Consider the following 25,778-nt stretch of genomic DNA (forward strand, 5'->3'; position numbering starts at 1 on the left):
CGCCAGGGCGGGCCAGCAGGCCTGCCCGACGCACCACCTTACGGAGAATTAAATGGCACTTCTAGAAGTAAAAGTTCCGCAATTGTCGGAATCCGTCGCTGAAGCGACCTTGTTGACATGGCATAAAAAAGTCGGCGACGCTGTCAAGCGCGACGAAAACCTGATTGATATCGAGACAGATAAAGTTGTGCTGGAACTGCCGGCCCCGGCCGACGGCGTGATCGTCCAGCTGTTAAAAGGCGACGGCAGCACCGTAGTTGCCGATGAAATCATCGCTGTGATCGACACTGAAGCAACAGCTGGCGCGGTTGCCGCTCCGGCAGCAGCACCAGCAGCTCCAGTAGCCGCTTCGGCAGCTGCACCGGCAGCATCGCAATCGGCAGCGGGCATCGCGATGCCTGCAGCAGCAAAACTGCTGGCGGAAAACAATTTGTCCGCAGGCCAAATTGATGGCAGCGGCAAAGATGGCCGCGTCACCAAGGGCGACGTTCTGGGTGCACTGGCTAACAAGCCGGCTACACCTGTACCGGCACCTCTGGCTGCAGTAGCAGTCAAACCGGCACTGCAGCAAGTTGTCGCGCCAACCAAGGCCCAGCTGGACCAACGTCCGGAAGAACGCGTGCCGATGAGCCGCCTGCGCGCACGTATCGCCGAGCGCCTGGTGCAATCGCAATCGACTAACGCCATCTTGACGACATTCAATGAAGTCAACATGCAGCCAGTCATGGACCTGCGCACCAAGTACAAAGACAAGTTTGAAAAAGAGCACGGCGTCAAGCTCGGCTTCATGTCGTTCTTCGTCAAGGCTGCGGTTGCCGCGCTGAAGAAGTACCCGATCGTCAATGCCTCTGTTGATGGCAACGACATCGTGTATCACGGTTATTTCGATATCGGAATCGCAGTTGGTTCGCCACGCGGCCTGGTAGTGCCGGTGTTGCGCGATGCTGATCAAATGTCGATCGCTGACATCGAAAAGAAAATCGGCGAATTCGGCGCCAAGGCCAAGGACGGCAAGCTGACTCTGGACGACCTGACCGGCGGTACATTCTCGATCTCCAACGGTGGTACTTTCGGTTCGATGCTGTCGACACCGATCATCAACCCGCCACAATCGGCGATCCTGGGCGTGCATGCGACCAAGGACCGTGCAGTTGTCGAAAACGGCCAAATCGTGGTTCGTCCGATGAACTATCTGGCGATGTCTTACGATCACCGTATCATCGACGGTCGTGAAGCAGTGCTGGCGCTGGTGGCAATGAAGGAAGCGCTGGAAGATCCGGCTCGCCTGTTGCTGGACCTGTAAGCTTTAAATCTCGCCAGGCGACGCGCCCTGACTCCTGTTTTTCTCGTAAGGAAAATGGAGCAGGGCGTATCGTTTAGGTGGCTATGTAAATGATGAGAGCCTTGTCGCGGTCCGCCGCATGTGTCGGCAACAAGTTGGCAATGAGTGGCAACGAGTGATACGCGACCGGCAAGGCAACAACTCGAAGGATGGAAATGAGCAAACAATTTGATGTCGTCGTGATCGGTGGCGGTCCTGGCGGATATATTGCAGCAATTCGCGCCGCGCAACTGGGTTTCAATACTGCATGTATTGATGAATGGAAAAATGCCAAGAACGGTCCTGCGCCGGGCGGCACTTGCACCAACGTCGGTTGCATTCCATCCAAAGCGTTGTTGCAATCGTCTGAGCATTACGAGCATGCCGGCCATGCATTCGCCGACCACGGTATCGAAGTCAAGGGCCTGGGGCTGAACCTGGGACAGATGCTGGCGCGCAAGGATAATGTCGTCAAGCAAAACAACGAAGGCATCTTGTACCTGTTCAAGAAAAACAAGGTTACCTTTTTCCACGGCCGCGGTTCGTTCGTCAAAGGCGACGCCAGCGCTTACGAAATCAAGGTTGCCGGTACTACCGAAGAAACAATCACAGCCAAGCACATCATCGTGGCTACCGGTTCCAACGCCCGTGCATTGCCAGGCACGCCGTTCGATGAAAAACTGATTCTGTCGAACACCGGCGCACTGGCAATTGAAGCAGTTCCGGCTAAACTGGGTGTTATCGGCGCCGGTGTTATCGGCCTCGAAATGGGCAGCGTCTGGCGCCGTCTCGGCTCAGATGTCAGCGTACTGGAAGCATTGCCGACTTTCCTGGGCGCAGTGGACGAGCAGATCGCCAAGGAAGCCGCCAAACTTTTCACCAAGCAAGGCTTGAAGGTCAGCCTGGGTGTCACGATCGGCGCCATTACGGCTGGCAAGAATGATGTCACAGTAGAATATGTCGATGCCACCGGCGCAGCGCAAAAAGCGGTGTACGACAAACTGATCGTATCGATAGGCCGGACGCCAAACACCATCGGCCTGAATGCCGAAGGCGTTGGCTTGCAGCTGGACGAGCGCGGTTTTATCGCCGTCGACGGCGATTGCAAGACTAACTTGCCGAACGTCTGGGCGGTTGGCGATGTGGTGCGCGGCCCGATGCTGGCGCACAAAGCGGAAGAAGAAGGCGTGGCGGTAGCCGAGCGTATTGCTGGACAGCATGGTCACGTTAACTTCAATACGATTCCATGGGTGATCTATACTTCGCCGGAAATAGCCTGGGTTGGCAAGACAGAACAACAACTGAAGGCAGATGGAGTAGCATATAAGGCTGGTACGTTCCCATTCCTGGCGAACGGGCGGGCACGCGCTTTGGGGGATACCTCGGGTATGGTCAAATTCCTGGCGGATGCCAAGACTGACGAAATCCTGGGCGTTCACATTGTTGGCCCAATGGCATCAGAATTAATTTCAGAAGCCGTGGTGGCGATGGAATTCCGCGCATCAGCGGAAGATATCGCCCGCATCTGTCACGCGCACCCATCCTTGTCGGAAGCGACCAAGGAAGCGGCGCTGGCAGTCGACAAACGGTCCCTGAATTTCTAAGGGAGAAGCACATGCGTTATCTGATCGTTTTGTTAGGCGTTGCGCTGTCCGGTTGCGCGACTACAGCGTCGGATAACGGACGTGTGGTGATCCAGGCTACCTCTGACAGCCAGCAGCTGGAAGGCGCGCGCTGCGTGGTGAAAACCGATAGCAGCCGCTGGAATGTGGTTACACCCGGCGATATCCTGATTGTTGAAGCCGACGGTGACCTGCATGTGGTTTGCGACAAGCCAGGGTATCGCACCTCGGAAGTGGTGTATCGGGCGCCGCCTGGATTGAATTCTCCTAGTGTCGGCATTGGCGCTACCGGCGGCAGTGGCGGCATCGGTGCGGTCGGCCTCGGTCTGGGGGCTAACCTGCCGCTGACTTTCGGCGGCAAGGAGAAGGCTTATCCTAGCCGCGTGCTGGTAGAGATGGGGCGGTCGTAGTTGCGGGGTCGTTGTCACGGTGTTGTCAGGGCGGTTGCCTGGATTGAAGTGGGTGAGCTGAGGCTCGCCCATTTTTATTTTTGGTGGCTTGCTTATTTTGCAATTTCCCTGATGGGCATGATTATTTTTTTGTCAATCCATGAGATCGACAAACCGGTTTTAGCTTTTCATCAAGAATTGAAAACACAATGAACGTCTTAGAGTTTTATGAACAGGCACTGACGCAAAGGGGCTTCCAGGCCGATGACGCGCAACGGCGCGCAGTCGATCGCCTGCAACAGTCTTATGATGAATGGGTCGAGTACAAGGCGCAGCGTTCCAACTCCTTCAAACGTCTGATCAACCGGCCTGACGTGCCGCGCGGCGTGTACATGTGGGGCGGGGTCGGACGCGGGAAATCGTTTTTGATGGACAGCTTTTATTCAGTGGTGCCGGTGGTGCGTAAAACCCGCCTGCATTTCCACGAATTCATGCGGGCGGTGCATCGGCAGCTGGATGAACTCAAGGGCGTTGCCGATCCTCTCGATGAGGTGGCAAAGCGGGTCGCCAGGAAGTATCGGCTGATCTGTTTTGACGAGTTTCACGTCTCCGATATCGCCGACGCCATGATCCTCTATAACCTGCTGAAAGCCTTGTTCGATAACGGCGTGTCATTTGTCATGACCTCGAATTACGAGCCGAGCACGCTGTATCCGGACGGTTTGCATCGCGATCGCATGCTGCCGACCATCAAGTTATTGCAAGATAACCTGGATGTGATGAATATCGATGCCGGCATCGATTACCGCAAGCGCGCCCTGGAGCAAGTGGATAGTTACCATGCGCCGCTCAACGCCGACACCGATCGCGCCTTGCGGCATGCTTTTGCCGGAGTGGCCGAGACTGCCGACGAAGATCCTATCGTCGATATCGAAGCACGTAAAATCAAGGCTTTGCGCCGAGCCGGCGGCGTGATCTGGTTCGATTTCAATACCTTGTGCGGCGGACCGCGCTCGCAAAACGATTACCTGGAAATTGCCAGCCGCTTCCATACGGTGATATTGTCCGGTATTCCGCAAATGTCGGCAGCGATGTCGTCAGAGGCGCGCCGGTTTACCTGGCTGATCGATGTGTTCTATGATCACAAGATCAAGTTGATCATGTCGGCCGCGGTGGCGCCCGAAGAGCTGTACACGCAAGGCATGCTGGCCAACGAGTTTCACCGTACCGTATCGCGTATCATGGAAATGCAGTCGCGCGAGTACATGGATAGCGAACGACGCTCGGAAGCCGACTCGATAGTGTGAGCCGAGCGTGAGTGGGGAGCGGGCAACGGCGGTGTTTGAAAAATAACGTATAGAAATGGACAGGTTTACGTGGAATTTGCTTCTTTGAGTTTGGCTCCGTGGTCGTCATTGTCATCACAGGTGCGGGCGCGTCTTCAGCGCCCCGTCGCGCTGGGCGTTGCTGCGTTGCTGCTGACGCTGTCCGCTGGCGTGCAAGCCGCAGATGTCCCTTTGAAGCCGGTCGCCGAGCCTGCCGACGAGCTGAGCGCACGCTATCCGCTTGAAACGCTGAATTCGGTGGAAACGTCGAATCGTGCCTTGACCGAAGTGGCTAATGCCAAGGCCGAAGTCGAGGCGCGCGATCTGGAACAGCGGCGTGCCTGCTACGCGAAGTTCTTCGTCAACCATTGCCTGGATGCCGCCAAGGAGCAACGTCGCCTGGCGATGAAGACGATCCGTCCGGTAGATATCACCGCCAACGCCTTCTTGCGCAAGGACCGCGCCGATGAACGCGACAAGGCGCTGGAAGTGCACAATGCCGGGCAGCCGGCCGAAGCAGCGCAGAAAGCGCAAGATCAGAAAGAAAAAGAGCTGAGCAACGCCGACAAGGTGAAGCAGGGCGCTGCCAAGGAAAAAGAAGTGGCTGCCAATACCCGCAAGCATCTGGGCGAGGCAGACAAGCGCGTGGCGGATCATAACGCCAAGGTAAAAAAGGCGCAGCAGGATGAGGCGGCCAAAGCCTCGCAACGTGCAGCCAATGTTGCCGCTTTTGAGAAAAAGGGACAGGATTCGGTAGCGCGTCAGAAAGAGGTAGCCGCAAACAAAGCTGCTAAAGCCAAGGATCTGGCAAACAAGAAAGCGGCTGAAACGGGTGTGCCGGTCGCGCCGGCGGCCCCTGTTGCACCTGCGGCGAAACCGTCGTCGCCGCCGGCCAGTACCGCACCGGCGTCAGCACCGTAAGGCAGGCAGGAATTACACCGCGCGGCGCATCTTCTTGACGGTGTAGTTCTGCGCTTCCTTGGGCAGCGCGACCAGTTTGACGATCGCAAAGGTGCAATTATCCCCGGCGTGCCCCTCGGCCCGCTTGCGGGTCTTGGTGATCAGCATTTCGGCTGCGTCGCGCGGCTTGTTCATAGCGATGGCCGCACCCAGTTCATCTTCCGTAAAGTAGTGCCACAACCCATCCGAGCACAGCAGGAAGGAGTCGCCAGCCGTCAGGCCTGTATGACGGCCGATGCTGACTGCGGGGGTGTCGGTGCTGGAACCGAGCGCATTCAACAGTATGTTCGACAGATTGTGCGATTTCGCTTCGTTGCGCGACAGCTTGCCTTCGGCCACCAGTTTCTCGACATACGAATGGTCGATGGTGTGCTCGGCAAAATTAGGCCCCTCGAAGCGGTACAGGCGCGAATCGCCGACGTGGCCCCAGGTTGCAGTGCCGTCCGGCGACAGCACCAGGATCACCATGGTGGTATGCGGGTCCTTGTCGTTGGAAAAACCGCTCAGCTTTATGACCGTGTGGGTTTCCAGCGCAATGTTGTGCAACATCGCCTCGACATTGTCGGTCAGCGGCGAGAAACCCTCGAATATCTGTTTGGCGGTGCAAATCACCTGTTCGGCAGCCAATGCGCCACCACTGCGGCCACCCATGCCGTCGGCGAGTACCGCCATCATGTAACCCGGTGCTTTGGGGGCGGTAAATAATGCGGCGCGGTCCTGTTGTTCCTGGCGGTCGCCGATGTGTTGGCCGGTGCCGGCTTCGATCTTGTATTGGCTCATTCGTCTGGGTAGATTAAACTGCATCCTGTTCCGGGTAATTCTGCGCTTGCCGGGCCTCGATAGGGCGTGAGGTTGGCGTTCATCGCAACTCACAGCCACTCGCATACAGTAGTACAGTAAGAAGTCGATGGGAAATATTATACGCAGGAAAAATTTTAAAAGTGTTTCCAGATGTTAACATTCTCCATCATCAGACTAGAATGTGACCGTGATTGATATGACTATGATTGATCGAGAAGAAATCCTGCGCCGCATTATAGAACTTGAAGTCGAACATCGCGATCTGGATGCGGCTATTCATACTATGACGAATCAGGTCTTGCATGAAGAATTGCAGTTGCGCCGCCTGAAAAAACGGAAATTGCAACTCAAGGACCAGATCACGCTGTTAAGAATGCAATTAATTCCCGACATCCCTGCCTGATAGCTCACCCCAAGGCTGGTAGGATAGCTACCCAGCCTCTGCTTTAAGTACGTTACCTTGACCGAAGATACATCCTCACCTGTTGCCGAAGGCGCGTTGTCCGGTACCACTGCCGTTGCAACTCCGGCTGCGATTGCAACTGGGATTGCAACTGCAACCCCCGGCGCCCACGATGCCGATATCGATCGTCTGTTCGCCAGTTCCGGCCCGCTTGGACAGGCGGTCGGCGGCTTTCGGCCGCGCCAGGCGCAAACCGAAATGGCGAAAGCCATCGCCGACGCCATCGCCCAGCAAAGAACCTTGATTGCCGAGGCTGGCACCGGCACCGGCAAGACTTTCGCCTACCTGGTGCCGGCCTTGCTGTGGGGTGGCAAGGTGATCGTCTCGACCGGCACCAAGAATTTGCAAGACCAGTTGTTCTTGCGCGACATTCCTACCGTGCGCAGGGCGCTCAGTGCGCCGGTCTCGGTAGCGCTGCTGAAAGGGCGCGCCAATTACGTTTGCCATTTCCATCTGGAACGGACACTGCAGAATGGTCGCATGACCTCGCGTGAGGACGTCGGCTACCTGCGTGAAATTTCCCGTTTCATGAAAACCACCTCATCCGGCGACAAGGCCGAGTTATCGAAGGTGCCGGAAACCGCGTTGATCTGGAATCTGGTGACCTCGACCCGCGATACCTGCATGGGCGCTGAATGCCAGTATTACCAGGACTGTTTCGTGATGAAGGCGCGCAAGGAGGCCCAGCAGGCTGATGTGGTGGTGGTCAACCATCATCTGTTCTTTGCCGATGTGGCTTTGAAGGATACGGGTGTCGCGGAACTGCTGCCGTCAGCGAACACCATCATTTTCGATGAAGCGCACCAGCTGCCTGAAGTGGCCACTTTATTTTTTGGCAATACCATCTCTACTTCGCAAATCCTGGAGTTGTGCCGTGACGTTCTGGCAGAAGGCTTGTCGCATGCTCGCGATGGCGCCGACTGGGGGCAAGTAGTGGTGCCGGTAGAAAAAGCCGCGCGCGATTTACGGCTGACCTTTCCGCAGGAAGGGGGCCGGCTGGCAGTGAATCAGATTGCAGCATCGAGCGCATTCTTCCCGGCGCTGGAAACCTTGCGGGCGCAAATGCACAGCATGCTTGCCGTCCTCGAAAAGCAGGCGGAACGGGCGGAAACCATCGAGCAGTGCCGGACCCGCGCAGTGGAACTGGGGCATCAGCTAGACAGCTGGAACAGCGCGCCAAGTGTCGGCAGTGGCAGCACCGGCAAGAGCGCAAAGAAAGCCAAGGCGGCCGAGGCTGAAGGCGAAGAAGGCAGCGTGCTGTGGGTGGAAGCCTTTTCGTCTTCCTTGCAATTGCACCAGACACCGCTGTCGATCGCGCCGATTTTTAATAAACAGCGTGAAGGTGTCGCCCGTTCCTGGATTTTTACCTCCGCCACGTTGGCAGTGAAGAACGATTTCCAGCATTACGCCTCGCAAATGGGCTTGTGGGACGAGCCGGCCCAATCCTGGCCTAGCCCCTTCGATTATGGCGAGCAAGGCCTGCTATACGTGCCGCAGAACCTGCCGCAGCCGAATTCGCCTGACTATACCGATGCCGTCATCGACGCCGCGCTGCCGGTGATCGAAGCCTCGGGCGGCCGCGCTTTTCTGTTGTGTACGACGATACGCGCCGTCAATCGCGCCGCCGAACGATTACGCGCGGAATTCGAAGCCCGCCATCTGGATTTCCCTCTGATGGTGCAAGGCGAGGCCGGGCGTACCGAGCTGCTGGACCGTTTCCGCGCTGCCGGGAACGCCGTGCTGATCGGCAGCCAGAGTTTCTGGGAAGGTGTCGATGTGCGCGGCGAAGCATTGTCCCTGGTGATTATCGACAAGCTGCCATTTTCACCGCCGGACGATCCGGTCCTGGCGGCGCGTATAGAAGCGCTGGAATCCAAGGGCATGAACGGTTTCATGCATCACCAGCTGCCGGCGGCTATCATTAACCTGAAGCAGGGCGCGGGCCGTCTGATCCGCGATGAAGCCGATCGTGGCGTCTTGATGATTTGCGATCCACGCCTGATTTCCAAAGGCTACGGCCGGCGCATCTGGCAGAGTTTACCGCCGTTCAAGCGGACCCGGGAGCTGGATGCGGTAAAGGCGTTCTGGCGCGGCGATGCAATTGAGCCCGATTGATCGCGATTAATCGGGACCGAACAAGAGTGAGATAGCGCTATCACTCTTGTACCGGGCAGGGCGGTGCGGTACATTGATGCTGGCGCGCTCGATTACGATCGCTAAGCTGCCCAAGGTCACCTCTTCTTAAGTTGTCATCAACTTGTAATACTCTGCGTCTATTGTCACTGCTTGCGTTTTCCGGTGGCTGGCGCCGGTTTTTGTCGAACGTTCGTTTGGATAATAAAGGTAAGCAATGTTTGCAGCAGTGGATTTGGGGTCCAACAGTTTCCGTTTGCACATAGGCAAATACAATGGTGATGCGATTCGCGTCATCAAGAGTGCGCGCGACCCGATCCGACTGGCTGCCGGCCTGGATAGCAAAGGCTACCTGACCGAACAGGCGATGCAGGTTGCGCTGGACTCCCTGTCGCGCTTCCGCAATATCCTGGCCGACTATCAATTGGAGGCCGTACGGGTCGTGGCCACCAACACGATGCGGGTCGCCAAGAACGCGGCAGAATTCCTGCCGATCGCCGAACAGGTCATCGGCTACCCGATCGAAATCATTTCGGGCGAAGAAGAGGGGCGGCTAATTTACATGGGCGTTGCCAGCATGCTGCGCCTGCCAAATGAAAAGCGGCTGGTGCTGGACATCGGCGGCGGTTCCACCGAACTGATCCTGGGGCGCGGCAAGCAGATCGAGCGGGTCGAGTCGTTCGGCATCGGCACCGTCAATCAAAGCCTGGCTTTTTTTGCCGACGGCCAGATCACTGCAGAGGCTTACGATGCCGCGGTACTTTCCGCCCGCAGCCATTTTGAAGACGCGGCGCCGCCGTATCGTCCGCAAAACTGGAGCCACGCCTACGGTTCTTCCGGCACCATCCGGGCGATTTCCGAGACTATCGAAAAAAACGGCCTGGGCGATCACCGCCTGTCGTATACCAGCCTGGAAGCCTTGCGGGCGCGATTCGTCGAATTCGGCCACGTCAGCCGTATCGATTTGCTAGGTATGAAACCGGAGCGTGCTGCGGTCATGGTTGGCGGTCTGGCGGTATTGATCGGCCTGATGCAGGAGCTGGGCATCGAAGTGATCCAGCCGATCGAAGCCGGCCTGCGCATGGGCGTGATGTGGGATCTGCAGCTGCGCGGCACGCGCCTGGACCGGCGCGATCAGTCGGTGCACGATTTCTCACAGCGTTTTCACGTAGATCAATTACGCGCAAGCCGGGTTGCCGAAACGGCGACCTCCCTGTTTGAGATGCTCAAACCAACCAGCGATGGCCTCAGCCAGTATTTGCACTGGAGCGCCTTGCTGCACGAAGTCGGACTGGTGGTGTCGCAAAGCGGCTATCACAAGCATGCGGCCTACCTGATCGAAAATGCCGACCTGTCCGGTTTTACCACCCGTGAACAGCGTGCGATGAGCATGTTGATACTCGGTCAGAAGGGAAATCTGCGGAAGATCAGCGATGCACTGCTGGATCCGGATTTTTCCAAGGCGGTGCTGGCTTTGCGCCTGGCAGTGATGTTCCTGCATTCGCGGATCGAAGTCGATCTGGATGAGTTGCGCTTGAAGATGAAGAGCAAGATCGAGCTCGATATCAAGCGCGACTGGATTGAGGATCACCCGACAGCGAGTTACTGGATGACCAAGGAGCAAGACTGGTGGCGCGAGATTGGCGTCGATTTTGCCATTCGCCGGACCTGAAGCAGGCTACCGCTGCAAATCGTAGGGTGGGCACGCCTTTGTGCCCACGCGGAACTCGCTTCACGTACATGCCTATTTCCGTGCCACGCGGGTTTGTACTCCGGTTATCGCGGTCACGCGTGGGCAAAAACCTTGCCCACCCTACGGTAAACACTCTCAGTAAGTCAACCCGTTAGCCTTGTTAAACAGCGCCATATCCACGTAGCTGGAGAGGTGGTTGCTGTTGGCTGCTTCGCCCACGACATATCCGCCGATATCAAAACCGCCGCCGGGAATCGTGTATTCCGGCTGGCCGGCGACTCTTTTACCGGCTGGCAGCAGCCGTGTCCACGATTTGGCTGCGGTGAACCCTTCCAGCGTCAATGCCGACACCGGCTCGTCGCGGTACTTCCGCATCATGTTCAAATGTTCAAGCTGTATCGAAGAACTGCCGATGTTGGGATTGGGAACGACTTGCGAAAATACCGTCCATTCCACGGCTTTGCCGCCTGCCAGCTGGCGCAACGTGGTCAGGTTGGTGAGTGATGAGCCGGCGACAAAGGTTTGCGGCGCAAGTTTGCGAAATTCCTTCAGGAATACGCCAGCGTTCACCGTGTCCGCGATCATGATCACAAAACCTGGCTTGGCAGCGGCCAGTTGTACTGTCTCATTACGCATTTTTGCAAGATCATTGCCCAGGTGGACGGTGCCGCTAAGCTTGATGCCGCTTTCCCGCATCTGATCTGTGAGTCGACGATAGGCGTCTGTCGTGGCGGCTGAATCTTGAACTACGACCCCCACATTTTTGACGCCAAGCTTGTCGAAATGGGAAAATATATGACGGATTTCCTGCTGGTAGCTAGGGCGCCAGAACAAGACCTTGGCATCTTTCTGATAATCGGCCCCAGCCAATGGCGCGTATAACGTCAAGCTGCTGCGTTTGAATTCTGCCGAGTCCAGCACCGCCTTGGTAACATCGTCGCCGACACCGCCAAACAAATAAGCGACATGGGCCTGGGTGATCAGTTCGTTTACTGCCTTCACAGCCAGGTCGGCCTGGCCGCGGTCGTCGCGTACCAGATATTGGATGTGGCGGCCGTTGAGTCCACCTTTCGCATTGAGAACGTCAAAATAAGTCTTGATGCCGGCGACATAATCGCGCCCCAGGTCCGCATTCGGTCCTGACAAATCGATGGCCTGGCCGATCACAATAGCCTCAGCGGCAGCATTTCCCAGCAACGGCACGCACAGTGCGAGAGCGACCAGAGACTTGCACAAAAAGCGATTCAAGTTTAAGTTCATTGGAAAGTCGAAAAATGGCGGTGGAGGAGTCGCGATTCTGGTTGTAAATTGTGACGGCTTGATGAATTTGTTGCTGAATTTGTTTCGTTTGTGAGGCTGTTCTTGCTGATGATTGAATAATTGTATATATTATTTATACGATTTAATTATGGAGAGTTGAATGGTTACCGGTAAAAATGTAAAAACAGGTGCGAAACCAGCTGCGAGTCCTGCGGTGAAGCGTGCAGTCAAGAAGCCGGCAGCGCGCTCTGCCGTCAAGCCAGGTCCGAAGGCTACGTCGGCAATTAAACCAGCCGCTAAAGCTGTAGTGAAACCGGCTGTGAAACCAACAGTGAAACCAACAGTGAAAGCAACAGTGAAACCACAATCGAAGCCTTTGCTCGTCACCAAGCCGCTTACAGCAAAACCGGCACTGCCTGTCAGCAAATCGGCTCCCAGCATCAAATCCCTGCCTGACGTCAAGGCCAAGGTAAAAAAAGCCAAGCTGGTGCGCGATAGCTTCACCATGCCTGCCGACGAGTATCAAGTCCTGGGCGACGTCAAGAAGACTTTCTTGAAAGCCGGCCTGGAAGTGAAGAAGAGCGAACTGTTGCGCGTTGGCGTTGCCTTGATCCGCGAGCTGGATCTGGCAAGTCTGAAACTGGCCGTGGCCAGCCTGCCGCCGGTGAAGGCAGGTCGTCCGAAGAAAGAAAAATAAGACAGAACCGCTGCGTTCAGCGGTTCGGCAAAAGGGGTTCGCGGGGCACGGATTTGCACGATGACAGGTTGAGTCGTCGTGCAAATCCGTGCCCCGTTTTTTTGTTGGCAAGTTGTCTGGAAATATCAAAACTGACGTGATGGAAATTGCATTTTCGACACTGTTGCTATGTCATGGAACCGAAATAAACCTGTCATTTTCTTGAAGTAATCTGTGGTTAGGCTTGTCATCGTCACAATCAGAAAGGACGATGAATGCAACTACTTACGAATCCTGGCGAAGCAAGTCCTAGTGTTTCCAAGCTGACAGTTAGTCTTGCCAGTACGCCGGAAGAAGTGCGCGAAGTGCAACGCCTGCGGTATAAGGTTTTTATCGAGGCGATGGGCTTGTCTACGCTGGCTAACGCAGAAGGCCTGGATAGCGACGAATTCGATTCATATTGCGATCACCTGATCGTCCGCGATACCAATACCTTGCGCGTGGTTGGTACTTATCGTGTCATGAGCCCGCATGCTGCACGGCGCATGGGGCGTTATTATTCGGAGCAGGAATTCGATCTCGGCCGGCTCGATAATCTGCGCGACAGGATCGCAGAAGCCGGACGTGCCTGCATCGATCCTGCTTACCGTAGCGGCAGCGTCATCATGCTGCTGTGGGCGGGCCTGGCGGCGTTCATGCGGCGCGAGCGATGCGATTACCTGATGGGCTGCGCCAGCGTCAGCCTGGCCGATGGCGGCCATAACGCGGCGGCTTTGTATCACGCTCTTGATCAAGACAATTTTTCGCCGGCCGAGTACCGGGTTACGCCGCACGTGCCGTTTCCGGTCTATGAGCGCGAAGCCGGCCACGTGGCGCAGATGCCGCCGCTGTTAAAAGGATATTTGCGCAGCGGCGCCTGGGTCTGCGGCGACCCGGCCTGGGATCCCGATTTCCATTCGGCCGATTTCTTCCTGCTGCTGCCTCTGTCCAAGCTGGACCAGCGCTACGCTCGCCACTATCTTAAAGAAACGAGGGCGGCATGAAGCCGGGCGAGCAGTTCCTGGATGCGGCGCTGTTCCGTTCGCTGGATGACGCCGTTCCCGGCAACGGATCCGGTTCGAAGCGCGACCCGATCCGCTTTCGCACCATCTGGATTTCCGACGTTCACCTGGGAACCACAGGCTGCCAGGCTGCTCGCCTACTGGAGTTTTTGCGCGCGACCGAATCCGATACCTTATACCTGGTCGGCGATATCATCGATGGCTGGCAACTGAAGCGTCGCTGGTATTGGGACCAGGTACACAACAACGTGGTGCAAACGGTGTTGAAAAAAGCGCGCAAGGGAACCGAGGTGATTTTCGTTCCCGGTAATCACGATGAGGCTGTGCGCCAATTCATCGATCTGGACTTTGGCGGTATCCGGATTCGCGATGAATTGGTGCATACCACCGCGCAAGGCAAACGCATGCTGGTGTTGCACGGTGATCGTTTCGATGGCGTGATCGCCTGCGCCAAATGGCTGGCATATGTAGGCGATGGTTTGTATACCGTGATCCTGAAATTCAATCAATGGTTCAACGGCTGGCGCGCACGTGCCGGTTTGCCCTACTGGTCGCTATCGCAATATTTGAAATTGAAGGTAAAAAACGCAGTGAATTATATTTCTTCGTTTGAAGATGCATTGGCGGCGGAAGCAAAAAAGAAAGGTTTGGACGGCGTCATTTGCGGCCATATCCATAAACCTGAAATTCGCGACATCGACGGCATTAAATATTGTAACGACGGCGACTGGGTGGAAAGCTTGTCGGCGCTGGTGGAAGAAGCCAGCGGCGAACTGCGCCTGGTAACCTGGCAGGAAATCATGCAACAAAAGAATGCAGTGTCCGGCAACCGGGCCCGTGAATTATGCGAATTGCCATCGTAACTGACGCGGGGCAATCGCAAATAAACGGAGTAGTCAATACGTTACGCGCCACCAGCGCTTGTTTGCGCCAGAACGGCCACGACGTATTGCTGCTCAATCCCGACGATTTTCCAACCTTTGCCTGTCCTACTTATCCGGAAATTCGCCTGGCCTACAAACCATACGCCAGGATCGCTGCCAGCCTGAAAGCGTTCGCGCCGGACTGCATCCATATCTCGACCGAAGGGCCGATGGGGCTGGCCGCCAGGCGATTTTGCCTGCGCCAGGGGATCGGTTTCACGACCGCTTACCATACCCGTTTCCCCGAGTACCTGAGCGCACGTTCGATCTTGCCGAAGGCACTGACTTATCGTTGGCTACGCTGGTTCCACGGCCCTTCAAAAGCAGTGATGGTGCCCACTCCGCATGTGCTCAGGGAGTTGGAGCAGCGTGGCTTTCGCCATCTGGTACTGTGGGGCCGGGGAGTCGATACCGAGCGATTCAAGCCGGTGGATGAGGATCATGCCTGTATCGCGCGCCCTTTGTATTTGTATGTCGGCCGGGTCGCGGTGGAAAAGAATATCGAATCTTTCTTGCAAGTCGATCTGCCGGGTAGCAAATGGGTGATCGGCGACGGCCCGTTACGTGAAGAATTGCAGCAACGCTATCCGCAGGTGCAGTTTCTGGGGGCGAAACCGCACCATGAACTCACGTCGTACTACAACTGCGCCGATGTCATGGTATTTCCCAGTCATACCGATACCTTCGGCCTGGTCATGGTGGAGGCTATGGCGTGCGGCGTTCCGGTTGCGGCCTATCCGGTGGCAGGCCCGCTGGACGTTGTGGCGCATGGCCGCTCGGGGATACTGGATGTCGACCTGGCTTCGGCTTGCCTGCGAGCCCTGGATCTGGATCGGCATGAGGTGCGAAAGCATGCGCTGGAATATTCCTGGGAAATTGCAACCCAGCAGTTCCAGCAGCATTTGTTTCAAATCCACTGCGTGAAAGCCCGTCCCGCGAATCTGCTGGCGAGAAGATCGCGGCCGGTATCGGGTTTGTAGCTCCGCCTTGGTGTGCAACCCTGGAGTACCAGCTTGCTGCTCCGGCTAATCGCCATAAAAAAACCTCGCAGTGCGAGGTTTTTTTTTCGTGCGAACTACTTGTTACCAGAATTTCCACCAAGGACGAGCCTTCGCGAACTGGACTTTTTCGGTAGCTGTACCGGTACCGCCGACATACTTGCTGTTCGGGTAGGTTTTCTTCAGTACGCGTTCGGAATCGTCGCGCAACTGCTTGAGACCCAGTGCGTCGTAAGATTGCACCATGATATGCAGTGCTTCCTCAACCGCTGGCGCATCGCGATATTCCTGGATGGCGCTTTGAGCGCGATTGGCAGACGCCACATATGCCCCGCGACGATAGTAATAACCGGCGACGTGGACGTCATATTGCGCCAGCGCATTCACCAGATACTTCATACGTGCCAGCGAATCGGGTGCGTAGGTACTGTCCGGGAAGCGGACAACCACTTGCTTGAAGGCATCGAATGCATCGCGTGCAGCTTTTGGATCGCGCTCGGTAGCATCTTCGCTAGACAGGAAATCGAAAATACTGATCTTGTCATTGAAGTTGACCAGGCCCCGCAGGTAGTACATATAGTCTACGTTAGGGTGATTCGGATGCAATTTGATGAAGCGGTCAATTGCCGCCAACGCCTCTGGCTGCTCGCCTTGCCGATAGTGCGCATAAGCGATATCCATTTGCGCCTGTTGCGCGTAAGTGCCGAACGGATAACGCGATTCCAGCTTTTCAAAGTACTTAATTGCCTTATCGTAGCCGCCGCTGTTCATTTCATCCTTGGCCTCCGAGTATAATCGGGGGGCGGACCAGTTTGCGGTTTCATCGACTTTGTCTGGCAATAAGCCACACGCAGATAAGGATAGAGCGAATGCGACAGCAGCTAGTTTTAAGAGTCTTTTTTGCATAGTGGTTTGCAAGATTGCGCGTGTTTGCGTGTAGTTTGCGTGTATTAACAACGATTGATTATAGCTGATGGGACTTCAAGTGATGTCATTTACCAAGCCAAATTTGGCTGAAAGTCTGCCTGATGCTGATTTAGTGGCCAATATCGACGATATTGATGACGGCGTCGATGACAGCGTCGACGACGGCGATGCTGCAACAGCCAGCGCGCCGATAGTACTGCAATTGACGCCGGATGTGTGCGGTACACGTCTGGATAAAGTAGTTTCAAGCCTGGTGCCGCAATATTCGCGTAGCCGTATCCAGCAATGGATAGAGGCCGGCCACGTCACCGTGGACGGCAAGCCCGGCACCACGAAAATGACCACTTACGGCGATGAAACCGTGATTGTGCTGCCGCAGCCGGCGCCTGACGAGCAGGCATTCAAGGCGGAAGACATGCCGCTGGATATAGTTTATGAAGATGCCGCCATCATCGTCATCAACAAGCCGGCCGGGCTGGTGGTGCATCCTGCCGCCGGCAACTGGTCGGGAACCTTGCTGAACGGCTTGCTGTTTCGCTGGCCGTCACTGGTCGGGGTGCCGCGCGCCGGTATCGTGCATCGTCTGGACAAGGATACCAGCGGCTTGATGGTGGTTGCCAAAACGCTGGAAGCGCAGACTGATCTGGTGCGCCAGCTGCAGGCCCGTACCGTCAAGCGCCAGTACCTGGCGCTGGTATGGGGCTCGCCGCAACTGAACGGAACCGTGGATGTCGCCATGGCGCGCCACCCGCGCGACCGTATCAAGATGGCAGTATCGGAAAGTTTGATTGCCAAACCGGCCATCACGCATTACCAGCGGCTGGCCACCGGCTTGCTGGAGCGCCGTCCGGTCAGTTTGATGGGTTGTCGACTGGAAACCGGGCGCACGCACCAGATTCGCGTCCATATGCAGTCTCTCGGCTTTTCACTGGTTGGCGATGCCTTGTATGGAAAGCAACATTTGATGCCGGCTTTCCCGCGTCAGGCATTGCATGCATCTCGTCTGGGTTTGCTTCATCCGGCGACCGGCAAGGCCTGCGAATGGTTTGCGCCGCTGCCGGACGATTTTGCCGCGCTGCTGGCGCGCGCCGGCATGAGCGAGCCTGAATCAGCGTAACTGGTCCTGGCTTTGCTGATCTGTTGTAATGAAACCAAGGGGAATTTCGGTACATGCAATTAATTATTCCGGACTGGCCCGGACTGCCGCCAAATGTTGGTGCTTTTGCTACCTTGCGTAGCGGCGGTTTCAGTCGTGCTCCTTATGATGATGGCAATGGAGGCGGCGGCCTGAATCTCGGTACCCACGTCGGCGATCTGCTGCAAGACGTAGAACGCAACCGTGCCCGCCTGGACATGCTGCTGCCGGCGTCGCCAGTCTGGCTGTCGCAGGTACATGGCCATCATGTGATTGATGCTGACGGCTTCGGCGGCGGCGCCATAGTTGGTGCCGAAGCAGATGCGGCAATTGCCACCCGGGCAGGCGTGGTGTGTGCGATACAGACTGCCGATTGTCTGCCGGTATTGTTCGCCGATTCGAATGGCGGCGTAGTCGGCGCAGCACATGCCGGCTGGCGCGGCCTGGTGGGCGGGGTGTTGCAAAACACGGTGGCGCGCATGAGAGCTGCCGGCGCCGGGCCGATTTCGGCTTGGCTTGGCGCAGCTATCGGCCCTGAACGATTCGAGGTCGGCGCCGATGTTCTTGCCGCATTTGTCGAGGCTGCAGAGTCCGGCCAGACGCAACCGCAAAGTCTGGCGCAGATCCAGGCGTGCTTTACGCCCATCGCTCAACGGCCAGGTAAATATCTGGCGGATATTTATCAGCTGGCGCGGCTCGCCCTGCATCAGGCGGACGTGCGCCATATTCATGGCGGGGGGTTATGCACGGTCAGCGACAGAAATTTTTATTCTTATCGTAGAGATCATGTGACTGGTCGCATGGCCTCGCTAATTTGGCTGAAATGAGATGGCTAAAATGCATTGTCAGAAATGATCAACGCAATTTATTAATCCATTTTTTCTGAGGGAGCAGGCGCCTGAGCGGCTGTGGCAGCCGCGGCAGAAGCTTTTTGTAGTGCTGCGAGCCGGGCAGAATTTTCAGCGCGCTGTCGATTTCTCTTGCGCTGCGGCGTGCCCATCAGGTATAAAACAATTGTCAAAGGAAGCACACCGTAGAGCAAAAATGTCATCACGCCTGCGACTGCGGTAGTTTCTGTAATTGCCATCATGAAGACGACGTAAATCCATGCGATGGCAACGATATGCATTTAAGTACCTGCTGTAGAGTCAATCCGATAAAAGATACACGAAAATAAGCCAAAACAACGGTCATCGCATGAATACGCCTAATTTTTCTGTTTTCGATCCCGCCGCATTGTCGCAACTCTCGCAACAATTCAGTCAAGCCTTCAATCCGCAATTCCTCCAGCAACTTAGCCATGTTGCCGATCCCAATGTGTTCCTGGGTTTGCTCAATCCATCTGCGCAAAAGCAGGGTGGCGCTGCGGGCCTGGGCGATCTTGGCATTTCGCTGGATCCGGCCGCGCTGGAAAAGCTGCAGGTCGAATACACGCAACGGTTGTCGGCCTTATGGCAGGACATGCTGGCCGCGCGCATTCCTGCCATCGCCGATCGCCGTTTCAGTGCCGCGGCCTGGCAGGGCAATCCGGTATATGCGTTCAATGCGGCTGCTTATTTGTTGAACGCTCATTTCCTGAACGCGATGGTTGAGGCTCTCGATGCGCCGCCGAAGATGAAGCGCAAGATCGGCTTTACGGTGCAGCAGATGATTGACGCCATGGCGCCTTCCAATTTCCTGGCAACCAATCCGGTGGCCCAGCAGAAAATTGTCGAGACCAATGGCGAGAGCCTGACCAGAGGCATCTCCCAGATGTTGGCGGACATGCATAAGGGCCGGGTGTCGCAGACCGATGAGTCCGCGTTCGAAGTCGGCGTGGATGTGGCCACCACTGAAGGTGCGGTGGTATTTGAGAACGACCTGTTTCAACTGATTCAATACCAGCCGCTCACCCCCAAGGTGTATCAGCGGCCGCTGCTGATCGTACCGCCGTGTATCAACAAATTCTACATTATGGATTTGCAGCCGCAAAACTCGCTGGTGCGCTATGCGGTCGAGCAAGGACACAGTGTGTTCCTGGTTTCCTGGCGCAACGCCGATGAGTCGATGGCGCATACGACCTGGGATCAATACATAGTCGACGGTGCAATTAGGGCAATCCGGGCGGCGCAGGATATATCCGGCCAGGACAAGATCAATACGCTCGGTTTTTGTGTCGGCGGCACAATCCTGTCGACCGCCCTGGCAAAACTGGCGGCGGAAAAAGATAATCCGATTGCCAGCCTGACCTTGCTGACCGCCTTGCTGGATTTTAGCGATACAGGGATCCTGGACGTGTATATCGACGACATGCAGATACGCATGCGGGAACAAGCCATCGGCCACGGCGGCTTGATGCCCGGACGCGAATTCGGCTCGGCCTTTTCCAGCTTGCGACCTAATGACTTGCTATGGAACTATGTCGAATCGAATTATCTCAAGGGCGAGCAGCCGGCCGCCTTCGATTTGTTGTACTGGAATGCCGACAGCACCAATTTACCAGGCCCGATGTTTTGCTACTACCTGCGCAACATGTATCTGGATAATTCCTTGAAAGATGCCGGCAAGCTAACGGTGGGCGGGCAGAAAATCGACCTTGGCAAGATCGACGCGCCGACCTTTATCTATGCGTCGCGCGAAGATCATATCGTGCCATGGACTTCGGCCTATGCTTCGGCTTCTCTGTTGAATCCAAAAAAGCCGAAACAGAATCGCTTTTTGCTCGGCGCTTCGGGCCATATCGCTGGCGTGATCAATCCCCCGGCAAAAAAGAAGCGCAGTTATTGGACCAACGAAAAAATTGCGAAGGATGCCGAAACCTGGCTGGCGGCGGCGGTCGAGCATCCGGGCAGCTGGTGGACAGAGTGGGCGGAATTTTTATCCGGGCATGCGGGAAAACAAGTGGCCGCGCCGCGCAAATTAGGAAATGCCACGTACGGCGTCATCGAACCGGCGCCGGGACGGTATGTCAAAGTGAGGGCGGAATAGGGTAGTGGAATAAGGCAACTGGATAACGCAACGGAATAAAGCATTAAGATAAGGCAAGATGCAGCGGTAAGACTGCGGGATAGGCAGCAACATAGACGTAGATGGATTTTCTGAATTGTTTTTTTGAAGGAGACAAAGATGGCAAAGCGAATCGTTTATGTAACCGGGGGAATGGGCGGCATCGGTACCCCAATTTGTACTCGCCTTTGCACAGATGGTTTTACCGTGGTCGCCGGCTGCGGACCGAATTCTACGCGCAAGGATAAATGGCTGGCCGACATGCGGGCCAAGGGTTTCGATATTCACGCTTCAGAAGGCAATGTCTCTGACTGGGAATCGACCAAGGCGGCATTTGAGAAGGTCAAGGCTGAAATCGGCGAAGTCGATATCCTCATCAACAATGCCGGCATTACACGTGACGGCCAGTTCCGCAAGATGTCCAAAAGCGATTGGGATGCGGTCATCGATACCAATCTGAACTCGCTGTTCAACGTCACCAAGCAGGTCATCGACGGCATGGCGGATCGCGGCTGGGGTCGGATTGTCAATATTTCATCGGTGAACGGCCAAAAGGGCCAGTTCGGCCAGACCAACTATTCGACTGCCAAAGCGGGGATTCACGGCTTTACGATGGCGCTGGCGCAGGAAGTGGCGACCAAGGGCGTTACCGTCAATACGGTATCTCCAGGCTATGTCGGTACCGATATGGTGCGTTCGATCCGGCCGGACGTGCTGGAAAAGATCGTTGCCGGGATTCCGGTAAAGCGTCTGGGTGAGCCTGAGGAAATCGCTTCCATCATCTCCTGGATCGTGTCGGACGAGGGCGGTTATGCGACAGGCTCCGACTTCTCCTTGAACGGCGGCCTGCACATGGGCTAATGCCGGTTTCCGCGTGGATTGCGTCGCAGGCCGGTTTTGCGGGTTTGCAATCCACGCGGCTTATCGGAATGCTTGTTTCTATTGCAATGCAATAAAACTCCCTGCAATGGATGCTGCACGTGCATATAATAGGGATGTTCTGTAGTAAAACTGATTGCACGAATAGCAAATAAGTAGAAAATATAAAATGCCTTATGGGCGCAGCAACCTGGGACTGAAATGACTACTACAAAAAAAATGTCTGAACGTTTGATCAAGAAGTATCCGAATCGTCGCCTGTACGATACGCAAACCAGTTCATACATTACCCTGGCAGACGTCAAGCAACTGGTGCTGGACAACGAGGAGTTCGTTGTGCTGGACGCCAAGACCGACGACGATCTGACGCGCAGCATCCTGCTGCAGATTATTCTGGAAGAAGAGTCAAACGGCACTCCTATGTTTTCCAGTGCGGCGCTGTCGCAAATCATTCGCTACTACGGTCACGCAATGCAGGGGATGATGGGCTCGTACCTGGAAAAAAATATCCAGGCTTTCATCGATATCCAGAACAAGCTGACTGAAAATTCCAAGGGGCTTTACGAAGGCAAACCTTTCAGCCCGGAGATGTGGGCGCAGTTCATGAATGTCCAGGGACCGATGATGCAGGGCATGATGAGCAACTACATCGAACAGAGCAAAGGCTTGTTCGTCCAGATGCAGGAACAGATGCAAAACCAGACCAAGAACATGTTCGGCACCTTCCCGTTTGCGCCGCCACCGCCGGACAAGACAAAAAAATAATCATTCCGAGTGCACCCTGTAGCAGGTTTTAGACCGGCGCAGGGTAACCATGGCATTGGAAGGGGTACAATAGCGACTTTGCTTTGACCCTACCTCCTGTCATCATGTCCAATGTTATTCCCGCAGCGCCTGCTGCACCAGCCACCGCACGAGCCGCCGCCCCCAAAGTAGGTTTCGTGTCCCTTGGTTGCCCTAAGGCACTAGTCGACTCAGAACAGATCCTGACCCAGTTGCGCGCGGAAGGTTATGAAACTGCCAAGTCGTATGAAGGCGCCGATCTGGTGATTGTCAACACTTGCGGCTTTATCGACGCTGCGGTGCAAGAGTCGCTGGACGCCATCGGCGAAGCCCTGAGTGAAAACGGCAAAGTCATTGTGACAGGCTGCCTGGGTGCCAAAAAGGATGCTGACGGCGACGATATCATCCAGAAGATCCATCCAAAGGTATTGGAAGTCACCGGTCCGCATGCGGTCGGTGAAGTCATGTTTGCGGTGCATAAGCATCTGCCTAAGCCACATGCGCCGTTCCTCGATCTGCTGCCGCCGCAAGGCATCAAGCTGACACCCAAGCATTTCGCCTACCTGAAAATTTCGGAAGGCTGCAATCATCGTTGCAGTTTTTGCATCATTCCATCGATGCGCGGCGACCTGGTGTCGCGGCCGATCGCCGATATCATGCTGGAAGCCGAAAACCTGTTCAAGGCCGGCGTCAAAGAGTTGCTGGTGATTTCGCAAGACACCAGCGCCTACGGCGTCGACGTCAAGTTCCGCATGGGTTTCTGGAACGGCAAGCCGGTCAAGACGCATATGACGCAGCTGGTTACCGCGCTGGGCGAACTGGCTGCGCAATACGGCGCCTGGGTGCGTCTGCACTATGTATATCCTTACCCGCACGTCGACCAGATCATTCCGCTGATGGCGGAAGGCAAGGTGTTGCCATATCTGGACGTACCGCTGCAACATGCCCATCCCGATGTGTTGAAACGCATGAAGCGTCCGGCCAGCGGCGAAAAAAATATCGAGCGGATTCAAGCCTGGCGCGCAATGTGTCCGGACCTGACGATTCGCTCAACCTTCATCGCCGGCTTCCCGGGCGAAACCGATGCAGAGTTCGAATACCTGCTGGACTTCCTTAAAGAAGCGGAAATCGACCGCCTCGGCTGTTTCGCCTACTCGCCGGTAGAAGGTGCGACCGCCAATGCGCTGGATAATCCGGTTCCGGAAGAACTGCGCGAAGAGCGCCGCGGTCGTGTGATGCAGCTGCAAGAAGAAATTTCCAAGAAGCGCCTGCAAGCCAAAGTCGGCAAGACCATGCGCGTGCTGATCGATGAAGTCGATCGCAATGGCGGTGTCGGCCGTTCCAGCGCCGATGCGCCGGAAATCGATGGCGTGGTCTATGTCAAGCCGCCGTATGAGCCGCACAAGAAACTGGTGGTTGGCGAGTTTGTCGATGTCACCATCACTGCCTCCGACGCACATGATTTGTGGGCCGCTGCATGATGTCAGGGGAGGCAGGGAAGTTTGCTACGGCGCTGATGTTGGTGCTTGGGTTTGCTTCCGCTCCGGTATTTGCGGGCAATGTTAATGTTGGCACTGAGGTTGGTACTAAGGTCGCCACCGATGTCGCCACTGCCCCGATAGCGGCAACGGCAGGGCAGAATTTGTTCGCCAAGCCGCTGACCTTACGTGGCAAGCTGGGCGATGTGCAGATCGAAATGCATTTGCAATTGAAGCCGGATCCGACCGAGGGTATTCAGGGTACTTATACGATTGACGGTCAATCCGCCAAAATCCTGCTGGCCGGCGAATCGGAAAACACCGATGTCATCATGGAAGAATCCATCAATGGCAAAGATGTCTCCGGCGAGTGGGCTGGGCAGCTGGTCGGTAATACCTTCAGCGGCACCTGGTCCACCACCGACGACGCGGTGACTAAACCCTTTGTGTTGACTGTCCTGACCGCCAAATCGGCTAAGTAAATCCTGCTCGTTTAACTTGCTTACTATTGAACATGGCAAAAAAGAACCCTCAAACCGCATTGATGCACAGCGAATATAGCGCTCCCGCAGGTTTTGATGCTTTCCCGGTGGCGATTCATCACGCTTCCACGGTGCTGTTCAAGAATGTCGCTGCGATGCGCGCCCGTGACTGGCAGGAAAAGAGCAGTTATACCTACGGCCTGCACGGCACGCCAACCTCATTCACATTGGAAGCGCGCCTGGCTGAAATCGAAGGCGGCCAGCATTGCCTGCTCGCACCGAGTGGCCTGGCGGCGATCACAATGATTGATCTGGCCCTGCTAAAGAGCGGTGACGATGTGCTGCTGCCAGACAACGTATATAACCCGAATCGCGATCTGAACAACTGGCTGGCCAATGATTTCGGCATTACGGCCCGTTATTACGATCCTTTGATCGGCGCCGGCATTACAGATCTGATCCAGCCGAATACACGCTTGATCTGGACCGAAGCGCCGGGTTCGGTATCGATGGAAGTACCGGATCTTCCTGCTATTTGTGCCGCTGCGCATGCCAAAGGCGCGCTGGTGGCAATCGACAATACCTGGTCTGCCGGCCTGGCTTTGCGCGCGTTCGATCTTGGCGTCGATATCGTGATGCAAGCATTGACCAAGTACCAGTCGGGCGGATCGGATGTGCTGATGGGCGCCGTGATTACCCGGGATGCCACGCTGAATCAACGCTTGCAGACCGCGCACATGCGGCTGGGTTTCGGGGTCGGCATGGACGATGCCTATCTGGTGTTGCGCAGCCTGCCAACCATGAAGCTGCGTTTTGAAGCGCACGATGCAGCGGCACGTACAGTCGCTGCCTGGTTGAAGCAGCAGCCACAGATTAGCAAGGTGTTGCATCCGGCTTTTGCGGATTGCCCCGGGCATGAAACCTGGAAGCGCGACTTTACCGGAGCGGGTGGTTTGTTCTCGGTGCTGTTCGATGCGCGTTATGCAGAAGAGCAGACTGACCGTTTCGTCGATAGCCTGAAATTATTCAAGATCGGCTATAGCTGGGGTGGTGCAAACAGCCTTTGTGTTCCTTACCGGATCCAGGGCATGCGGAAAAATTGGCAGGACCAGGGTGTATTGGTACGTTTCAATATCGGCCTGGAAGATCCGCAGGATTTGATTGCCGATATCGAGCAAGCTTTTGCTGTTATGTAGACAGTTGCGCATCGACGACATAGTGATCTGAGGTCAGTCAACTTTCGCAGGCTTTATCGCGAAACTTGACTCTGACCCCACATCACGGGTACGGAGTAAGGTAGTTCACTTATCGGCGCTTTGTTTCTTTGCGTTTTACCACTTCTGCTCCGTGGTCCACTAAGCGGGGTCAGAGTGAAGTTTCGGCGGTGGGGCATCCCGAAAGTTCACTCTGACCCCGGTTAGTTCGTGCTGCTTGTCGCATAGACTGTAAAAACCATTCAAAAAAGCGGGCGTTACTATTCTGCC

Annotated in this window: 24 protein-coding genes; 20 read left to right on the forward strand and 4 right to left on the reverse strand. The window is 55.8% G+C overall.

The genetic code is table 11. The annotated features are described in order from the left end of the window. Positions 1 to 52: 52 nt before the first annotated feature. From odhB to BM029_RS00250, 5 genes are all read left to right on the forward strand, one after another. On the forward strand, positions 53 to 1,303 hold the full coding sequence (gene odhB / locus BM029_RS00230) for a 2-oxoglutarate dehydrogenase complex dihydrolipoyllysine-residue succinyltransferase (protein ID WP_092431525.1): 1,251 nt from the start codon (positions 53 to 55) through the stop codon (positions 1,301 to 1,303). A 194-nt stretch (positions 1,304 to 1,497) separates the two neighbouring features. After that, on the forward strand, positions 1,498 to 2,925 hold the full coding sequence (gene lpdA, locus BM029_RS00235) for a dihydrolipoyl dehydrogenase (protein WP_092432004.1): 1,428 nt from the start codon (positions 1,498 to 1,500) through the stop codon (positions 2,923 to 2,925). Positions 2,926 to 2,936: 11 nt separating this feature from the next. After that, positions 2,937 to 3,353: a hypothetical protein gene (locus BM029_RS00240; RefSeq protein WP_092431527.1), complete on the forward strand. Its 417-nt coding sequence runs from the start codon at positions 2,937 to 2,939 to the stop codon at positions 3,351 to 3,353. Positions 3,354 to 3,541: 188 nt separating this feature from the next. After that, a complete protein-coding gene (zapE, locus tag BM029_RS00245) occupies positions 3,542 to 4,639 on the forward strand; it encodes a cell division protein ZapE (protein WP_092431530.1) in 1,098 nt (365 codons plus the stop codon). A gap of 69 nt (positions 4,640 to 4,708) precedes the next feature. Next, a complete protein-coding gene (locus BM029_RS00250; RefSeq protein WP_092431534.1) occupies positions 4,709 to 5,578 on the forward strand; it encodes a hypothetical protein in 870 nt (289 codons plus the stop codon). Between the two features lie 12 nt (positions 5,579 to 5,590). Here BM029_RS00250 and BM029_RS00255 read toward each other — a convergent pair whose 3' ends face one another. Next, on the reverse strand, positions 5,591 to 6,397 hold the full coding sequence (locus BM029_RS00255) for a PP2C family protein-serine/threonine phosphatase (protein ID WP_092431538.1): 807 nt from the start codon (positions 6,395 to 6,397) through the stop codon (positions 5,591 to 5,593). 217 nt (positions 6,398 to 6,614) lie between these two features. Between BM029_RS00255 and BM029_RS00260 the strand changes: the two genes are divergently transcribed. From BM029_RS00260 to BM029_RS00270, 3 genes are all read left to right on the forward strand, one after another. After that, the gene (locus tag BM029_RS00260) at positions 6,615 to 6,821 is read left to right on the forward strand and encodes a YdcH family protein (protein WP_170850937.1); all 207 of its coding nucleotides are present in this window, start codon (positions 6,615 to 6,617) and stop codon (positions 6,819 to 6,821) included. A 132-nt stretch (positions 6,822 to 6,953) separates the two neighbouring features. Continuing rightward, positions 6,954 to 8,996 (forward strand): ATP-dependent DNA helicase, encoded by a 2,043-nt coding sequence (locus tag BM029_RS00265; RefSeq protein WP_092432006.1) that lies wholly within the window; start codon positions 6,954 to 6,956, stop codon positions 8,994 to 8,996. A gap of 235 nt (positions 8,997 to 9,231) precedes the next feature. Beyond that, a complete protein-coding gene (locus BM029_RS00270) occupies positions 9,232 to 10,686 on the forward strand; it encodes a Ppx/GppA phosphatase family protein (protein WP_092431541.1) in 1,455 nt (484 codons plus the stop codon). Between the two features lie 156 nt (positions 10,687 to 10,842). Here BM029_RS00270 and BM029_RS00275 read toward each other — a convergent pair whose 3' ends face one another. Then, complete coding sequence (locus BM029_RS00275; protein WP_244544834.1) at positions 10,843 to 11,955, reverse strand: ABC transporter substrate-binding protein; 1,113 nt, start codon at positions 11,953 to 11,955, stop codon at positions 10,843 to 10,845. Between the two features lie 172 nt (positions 11,956 to 12,127). Here BM029_RS00275 and BM029_RS00280 point away from each other — a divergent pair, with 172 nt between their 5' ends. The 4 genes from BM029_RS00280 to BM029_RS00295 all read left to right on the forward strand — a co-directional run bounded on the left by BM029_RS00280 (position 12,128) and on the right by BM029_RS00295 (position 15,607). Next, positions 12,128 to 12,664 (forward strand): hypothetical protein, encoded by a 537-nt coding sequence (locus tag BM029_RS00280; RefSeq protein WP_244544835.1) that lies wholly within the window; start codon positions 12,128 to 12,130, stop codon positions 12,662 to 12,664. 254 nt (positions 12,665 to 12,918) lie between these two features. Further along, positions 12,919 to 13,686, forward strand: a complete 768-nt coding sequence (locus BM029_RS00285; RefSeq protein ID WP_092431550.1) for a GNAT family N-acetyltransferase — start codon at positions 12,919 to 12,921, stop codon at positions 13,684 to 13,686. After that, positions 13,683 to 14,567, forward strand: a complete 885-nt coding sequence (locus BM029_RS00290; protein WP_092431554.1) for a UDP-2,3-diacylglucosamine diphosphatase — start codon at positions 13,683 to 13,685, stop codon at positions 14,565 to 14,567. Before BM029_RS00285 ends, BM029_RS00290 begins: the two co-directional genes overlap by 4 nt. Further along, positions 14,549 to 15,607, forward strand: a complete 1,059-nt coding sequence (locus BM029_RS00295) for a glycosyltransferase family 4 protein (protein ID WP_092431557.1) — start codon at positions 14,549 to 14,551, stop codon at positions 15,605 to 15,607. Before BM029_RS00290 ends, BM029_RS00295 begins: the two co-directional genes overlap by 19 nt. Positions 15,608 to 15,709: 102 nt before the next feature. Here the strand turns inward: BM029_RS00295 and BM029_RS00300 are convergent, their stop codons facing one another. After that, the gene (locus tag BM029_RS00300) at positions 15,710 to 16,531 is read right to left on the reverse strand and encodes an outer membrane protein assembly factor BamD (protein ID WP_092431560.1); all 822 of its coding nucleotides are present in this window, start codon (positions 16,529 to 16,531) and stop codon (positions 15,710 to 15,712) included. Positions 16,532 to 16,598: 67 nt separating this feature from the next. On the opposite strand from BM029_RS00300, the gene BM029_RS00305 reads away from it, so the two are divergent. Together BM029_RS00305 and pgeF are read left to right on the forward strand one after the other, a co-directional pair. Next, positions 16,599 to 17,669 (forward strand): RluA family pseudouridine synthase, encoded by a 1,071-nt coding sequence (locus BM029_RS00305; RefSeq protein WP_092431562.1) that lies wholly within the window; start codon positions 16,599 to 16,601, stop codon positions 17,667 to 17,669. Between the two features lie 53 nt (positions 17,670 to 17,722). Further along, positions 17,723 to 18,514, forward strand: coding sequence for a peptidoglycan editing factor PgeF (pgeF, locus tag BM029_RS00310; RefSeq protein ID WP_092431565.1), 792 nt, complete (start codon positions 17,723 to 17,725; stop codon positions 18,512 to 18,514). Between the two features lie 41 nt (positions 18,515 to 18,555). On the opposite strand, the gene BM029_RS00315 is transcribed toward pgeF, so the two are convergent. After that, on the reverse strand, positions 18,556 to 18,816 hold the full coding sequence (locus tag BM029_RS00315; RefSeq protein ID WP_092431568.1) for a hypothetical protein: 261 nt from the start codon (positions 18,814 to 18,816) through the stop codon (positions 18,556 to 18,558). Between the two features lie 68 nt (positions 18,817 to 18,884). On the opposite strand from BM029_RS00315, the gene phaC reads away from it, so the two are divergent. From phaC to BM029_RS00345, 6 genes are all read left to right on the forward strand, one after another. Further along, positions 18,885 to 20,654 (forward strand): class I poly(R)-hydroxyalkanoic acid synthase, encoded by a 1,770-nt coding sequence (gene phaC, locus BM029_RS00320; protein WP_092431573.1) that lies wholly within the window; start codon positions 18,885 to 18,887, stop codon positions 20,652 to 20,654. Between the two features lie 138 nt (positions 20,655 to 20,792). Next, entirely contained in the window at positions 20,793 to 21,533 is a 741-nt protein-coding gene (locus BM029_RS00325) for a 3-ketoacyl-ACP reductase (RefSeq protein WP_092431575.1), read from the forward strand. Positions 21,534 to 21,752: 219 nt separating this feature from the next. After that, the gene (gene phaR / locus BM029_RS00330) at positions 21,753 to 22,316 is read left to right on the forward strand and encodes a polyhydroxyalkanoate synthesis repressor PhaR (RefSeq protein ID WP_092416180.1); all 564 of its coding nucleotides are present in this window, start codon (positions 21,753 to 21,755) and stop codon (positions 22,314 to 22,316) included. Positions 22,317 to 22,420: 104 nt separating this feature from the next. Further along, a complete protein-coding gene (gene rimO, locus BM029_RS00335; protein ID WP_092431578.1) occupies positions 22,421 to 23,815 on the forward strand; it encodes a 30S ribosomal protein S12 methylthiotransferase RimO in 1,395 nt (464 codons plus the stop codon). Then, positions 23,812 to 24,294 carry a hypothetical protein gene (locus BM029_RS00340; RefSeq protein WP_139217160.1) on the forward strand — a complete coding sequence of 161 codons (483 nt, stop codon included), beginning with the start codon at positions 23,812 to 23,814 and terminating at the stop codon, positions 24,292 to 24,294. The genes rimO and BM029_RS00340 overlap by 4 nt, the downstream gene beginning before the upstream one ends. A gap of 32 nt (positions 24,295 to 24,326) precedes the next feature. Then, positions 24,327 to 25,490, forward strand: a complete 1,164-nt coding sequence (locus tag BM029_RS00345; RefSeq protein WP_092431587.1) for a cystathionine beta-lyase — start codon at positions 24,327 to 24,329, stop codon at positions 25,488 to 25,490. The last annotated feature ends 288 nt before the right edge of the window (positions 25,491 to 25,778 follow it).

This window comes from Collimonas sp. OK607 (assembly GCF_900111995.1).
Classification (GTDB): Bacteria; Pseudomonadota; Gammaproteobacteria; order Burkholderiales; family Burkholderiaceae_D; genus Collimonas.

Excerpts from the sequence above, each read along its gene's own strand:
- BM029_RS00345 (WP_092431587.1), top strand. The coding sequence starts at position 24,327 with ATGGCAAAAAAGAACCCTCAAACCGCATTGATGCACAGCGAATATAGC.
- BM029_RS00290 (WP_092431554.1), top strand. The coding sequence starts at position 13,683 with ATGAAGCCGGGCGAGCAGTTCCTGGATGCGGCGCTGTTCCGTTCGCTG.
- zapE (WP_092431530.1), top strand. The coding sequence starts at position 3,542 with ATGAACGTCTTAGAGTTTTATGAACAGGCACTGACGCAAAGGGGCTTC.
- rimO (WP_092431578.1), top strand. The coding sequence starts at position 22,421 with ATGTCCAATGTTATTCCCGCAGCGCCTGCTGCACCAGCCACCGCACGA.
- BM029_RS00325 (WP_092431575.1), top strand. The coding sequence starts at position 20,793 with ATGGCAAAGCGAATCGTTTATGTAACCGGGGGAATGGGCGGCATCGGT.
- BM029_RS00285 (WP_092431550.1), top strand. The coding sequence starts at position 12,919 with ATGCAACTACTTACGAATCCTGGCGAAGCAAGTCCTAGTGTTTCCAAG.
- BM029_RS00300 (WP_092431560.1), bottom strand. The coding sequence starts at position 16,531 with ATGCAAAAAAGACTCTTAAAACTAGCTGCTGTCGCATTCGCTCTATCC.
- odhB (WP_092431525.1), top strand. The coding sequence starts at position 53 with ATGGCACTTCTAGAAGTAAAAGTTCCGCAATTGTCGGAATCCGTCGCT.
- BM029_RS00240 (WP_092431527.1), top strand. The coding sequence starts at position 2,937 with ATGCGTTATCTGATCGTTTTGTTAGGCGTTGCGCTGTCCGGTTGCGCG.
- phaC (WP_092431573.1), top strand. The coding sequence starts at position 18,885 with ATGAATACGCCTAATTTTTCTGTTTTCGATCCCGCCGCATTGTCGCAA.
- BM029_RS00315 (WP_092431568.1), bottom strand. The coding sequence starts at position 18,816 with ATGCATATCGTTGCCATCGCATGGATTTACGTCGTCTTCATGATGGCA.
- phaR (WP_092416180.1), top strand. The coding sequence starts at position 21,753 with ATGACTACTACAAAAAAAATGTCTGAACGTTTGATCAAGAAGTATCCG.
- BM029_RS00255 (WP_092431538.1), bottom strand. The coding sequence starts at position 6,397 with ATGAGCCAATACAAGATCGAAGCCGGCACCGGCCAACACATCGGCGAC.
- lpdA (WP_092432004.1), top strand. The coding sequence starts at position 1,498 with ATGAGCAAACAATTTGATGTCGTCGTGATCGGTGGCGGTCCTGGCGGA.
- BM029_RS00270 (WP_092431541.1), top strand. The coding sequence starts at position 9,232 with ATGTTTGCAGCAGTGGATTTGGGGTCCAACAGTTTCCGTTTGCACATA.
- BM029_RS00295 (WP_092431557.1), top strand. The coding sequence starts at position 14,549 with ATGCGAATTGCCATCGTAACTGACGCGGGGCAATCGCAAATAAACGGA.
- BM029_RS00260 (WP_170850937.1), top strand. The coding sequence starts at position 6,615 with ATGACTATGATTGATCGAGAAGAAATCCTGCGCCGCATTATAGAACTT.
- BM029_RS00280 (WP_244544835.1), top strand. The coding sequence starts at position 12,128 with ATGGTTACCGGTAAAAATGTAAAAACAGGTGCGAAACCAGCTGCGAGT.
- BM029_RS00340 (WP_139217160.1), top strand. The coding sequence starts at position 23,812 with ATGATGTCAGGGGAGGCAGGGAAGTTTGCTACGGCGCTGATGTTGGTG.
- BM029_RS00305 (WP_092431562.1), top strand. The coding sequence starts at position 16,599 with ATGGGACTTCAAGTGATGTCATTTACCAAGCCAAATTTGGCTGAAAGT.
- pgeF (WP_092431565.1), top strand. The coding sequence starts at position 17,723 with ATGCAATTAATTATTCCGGACTGGCCCGGACTGCCGCCAAATGTTGGT.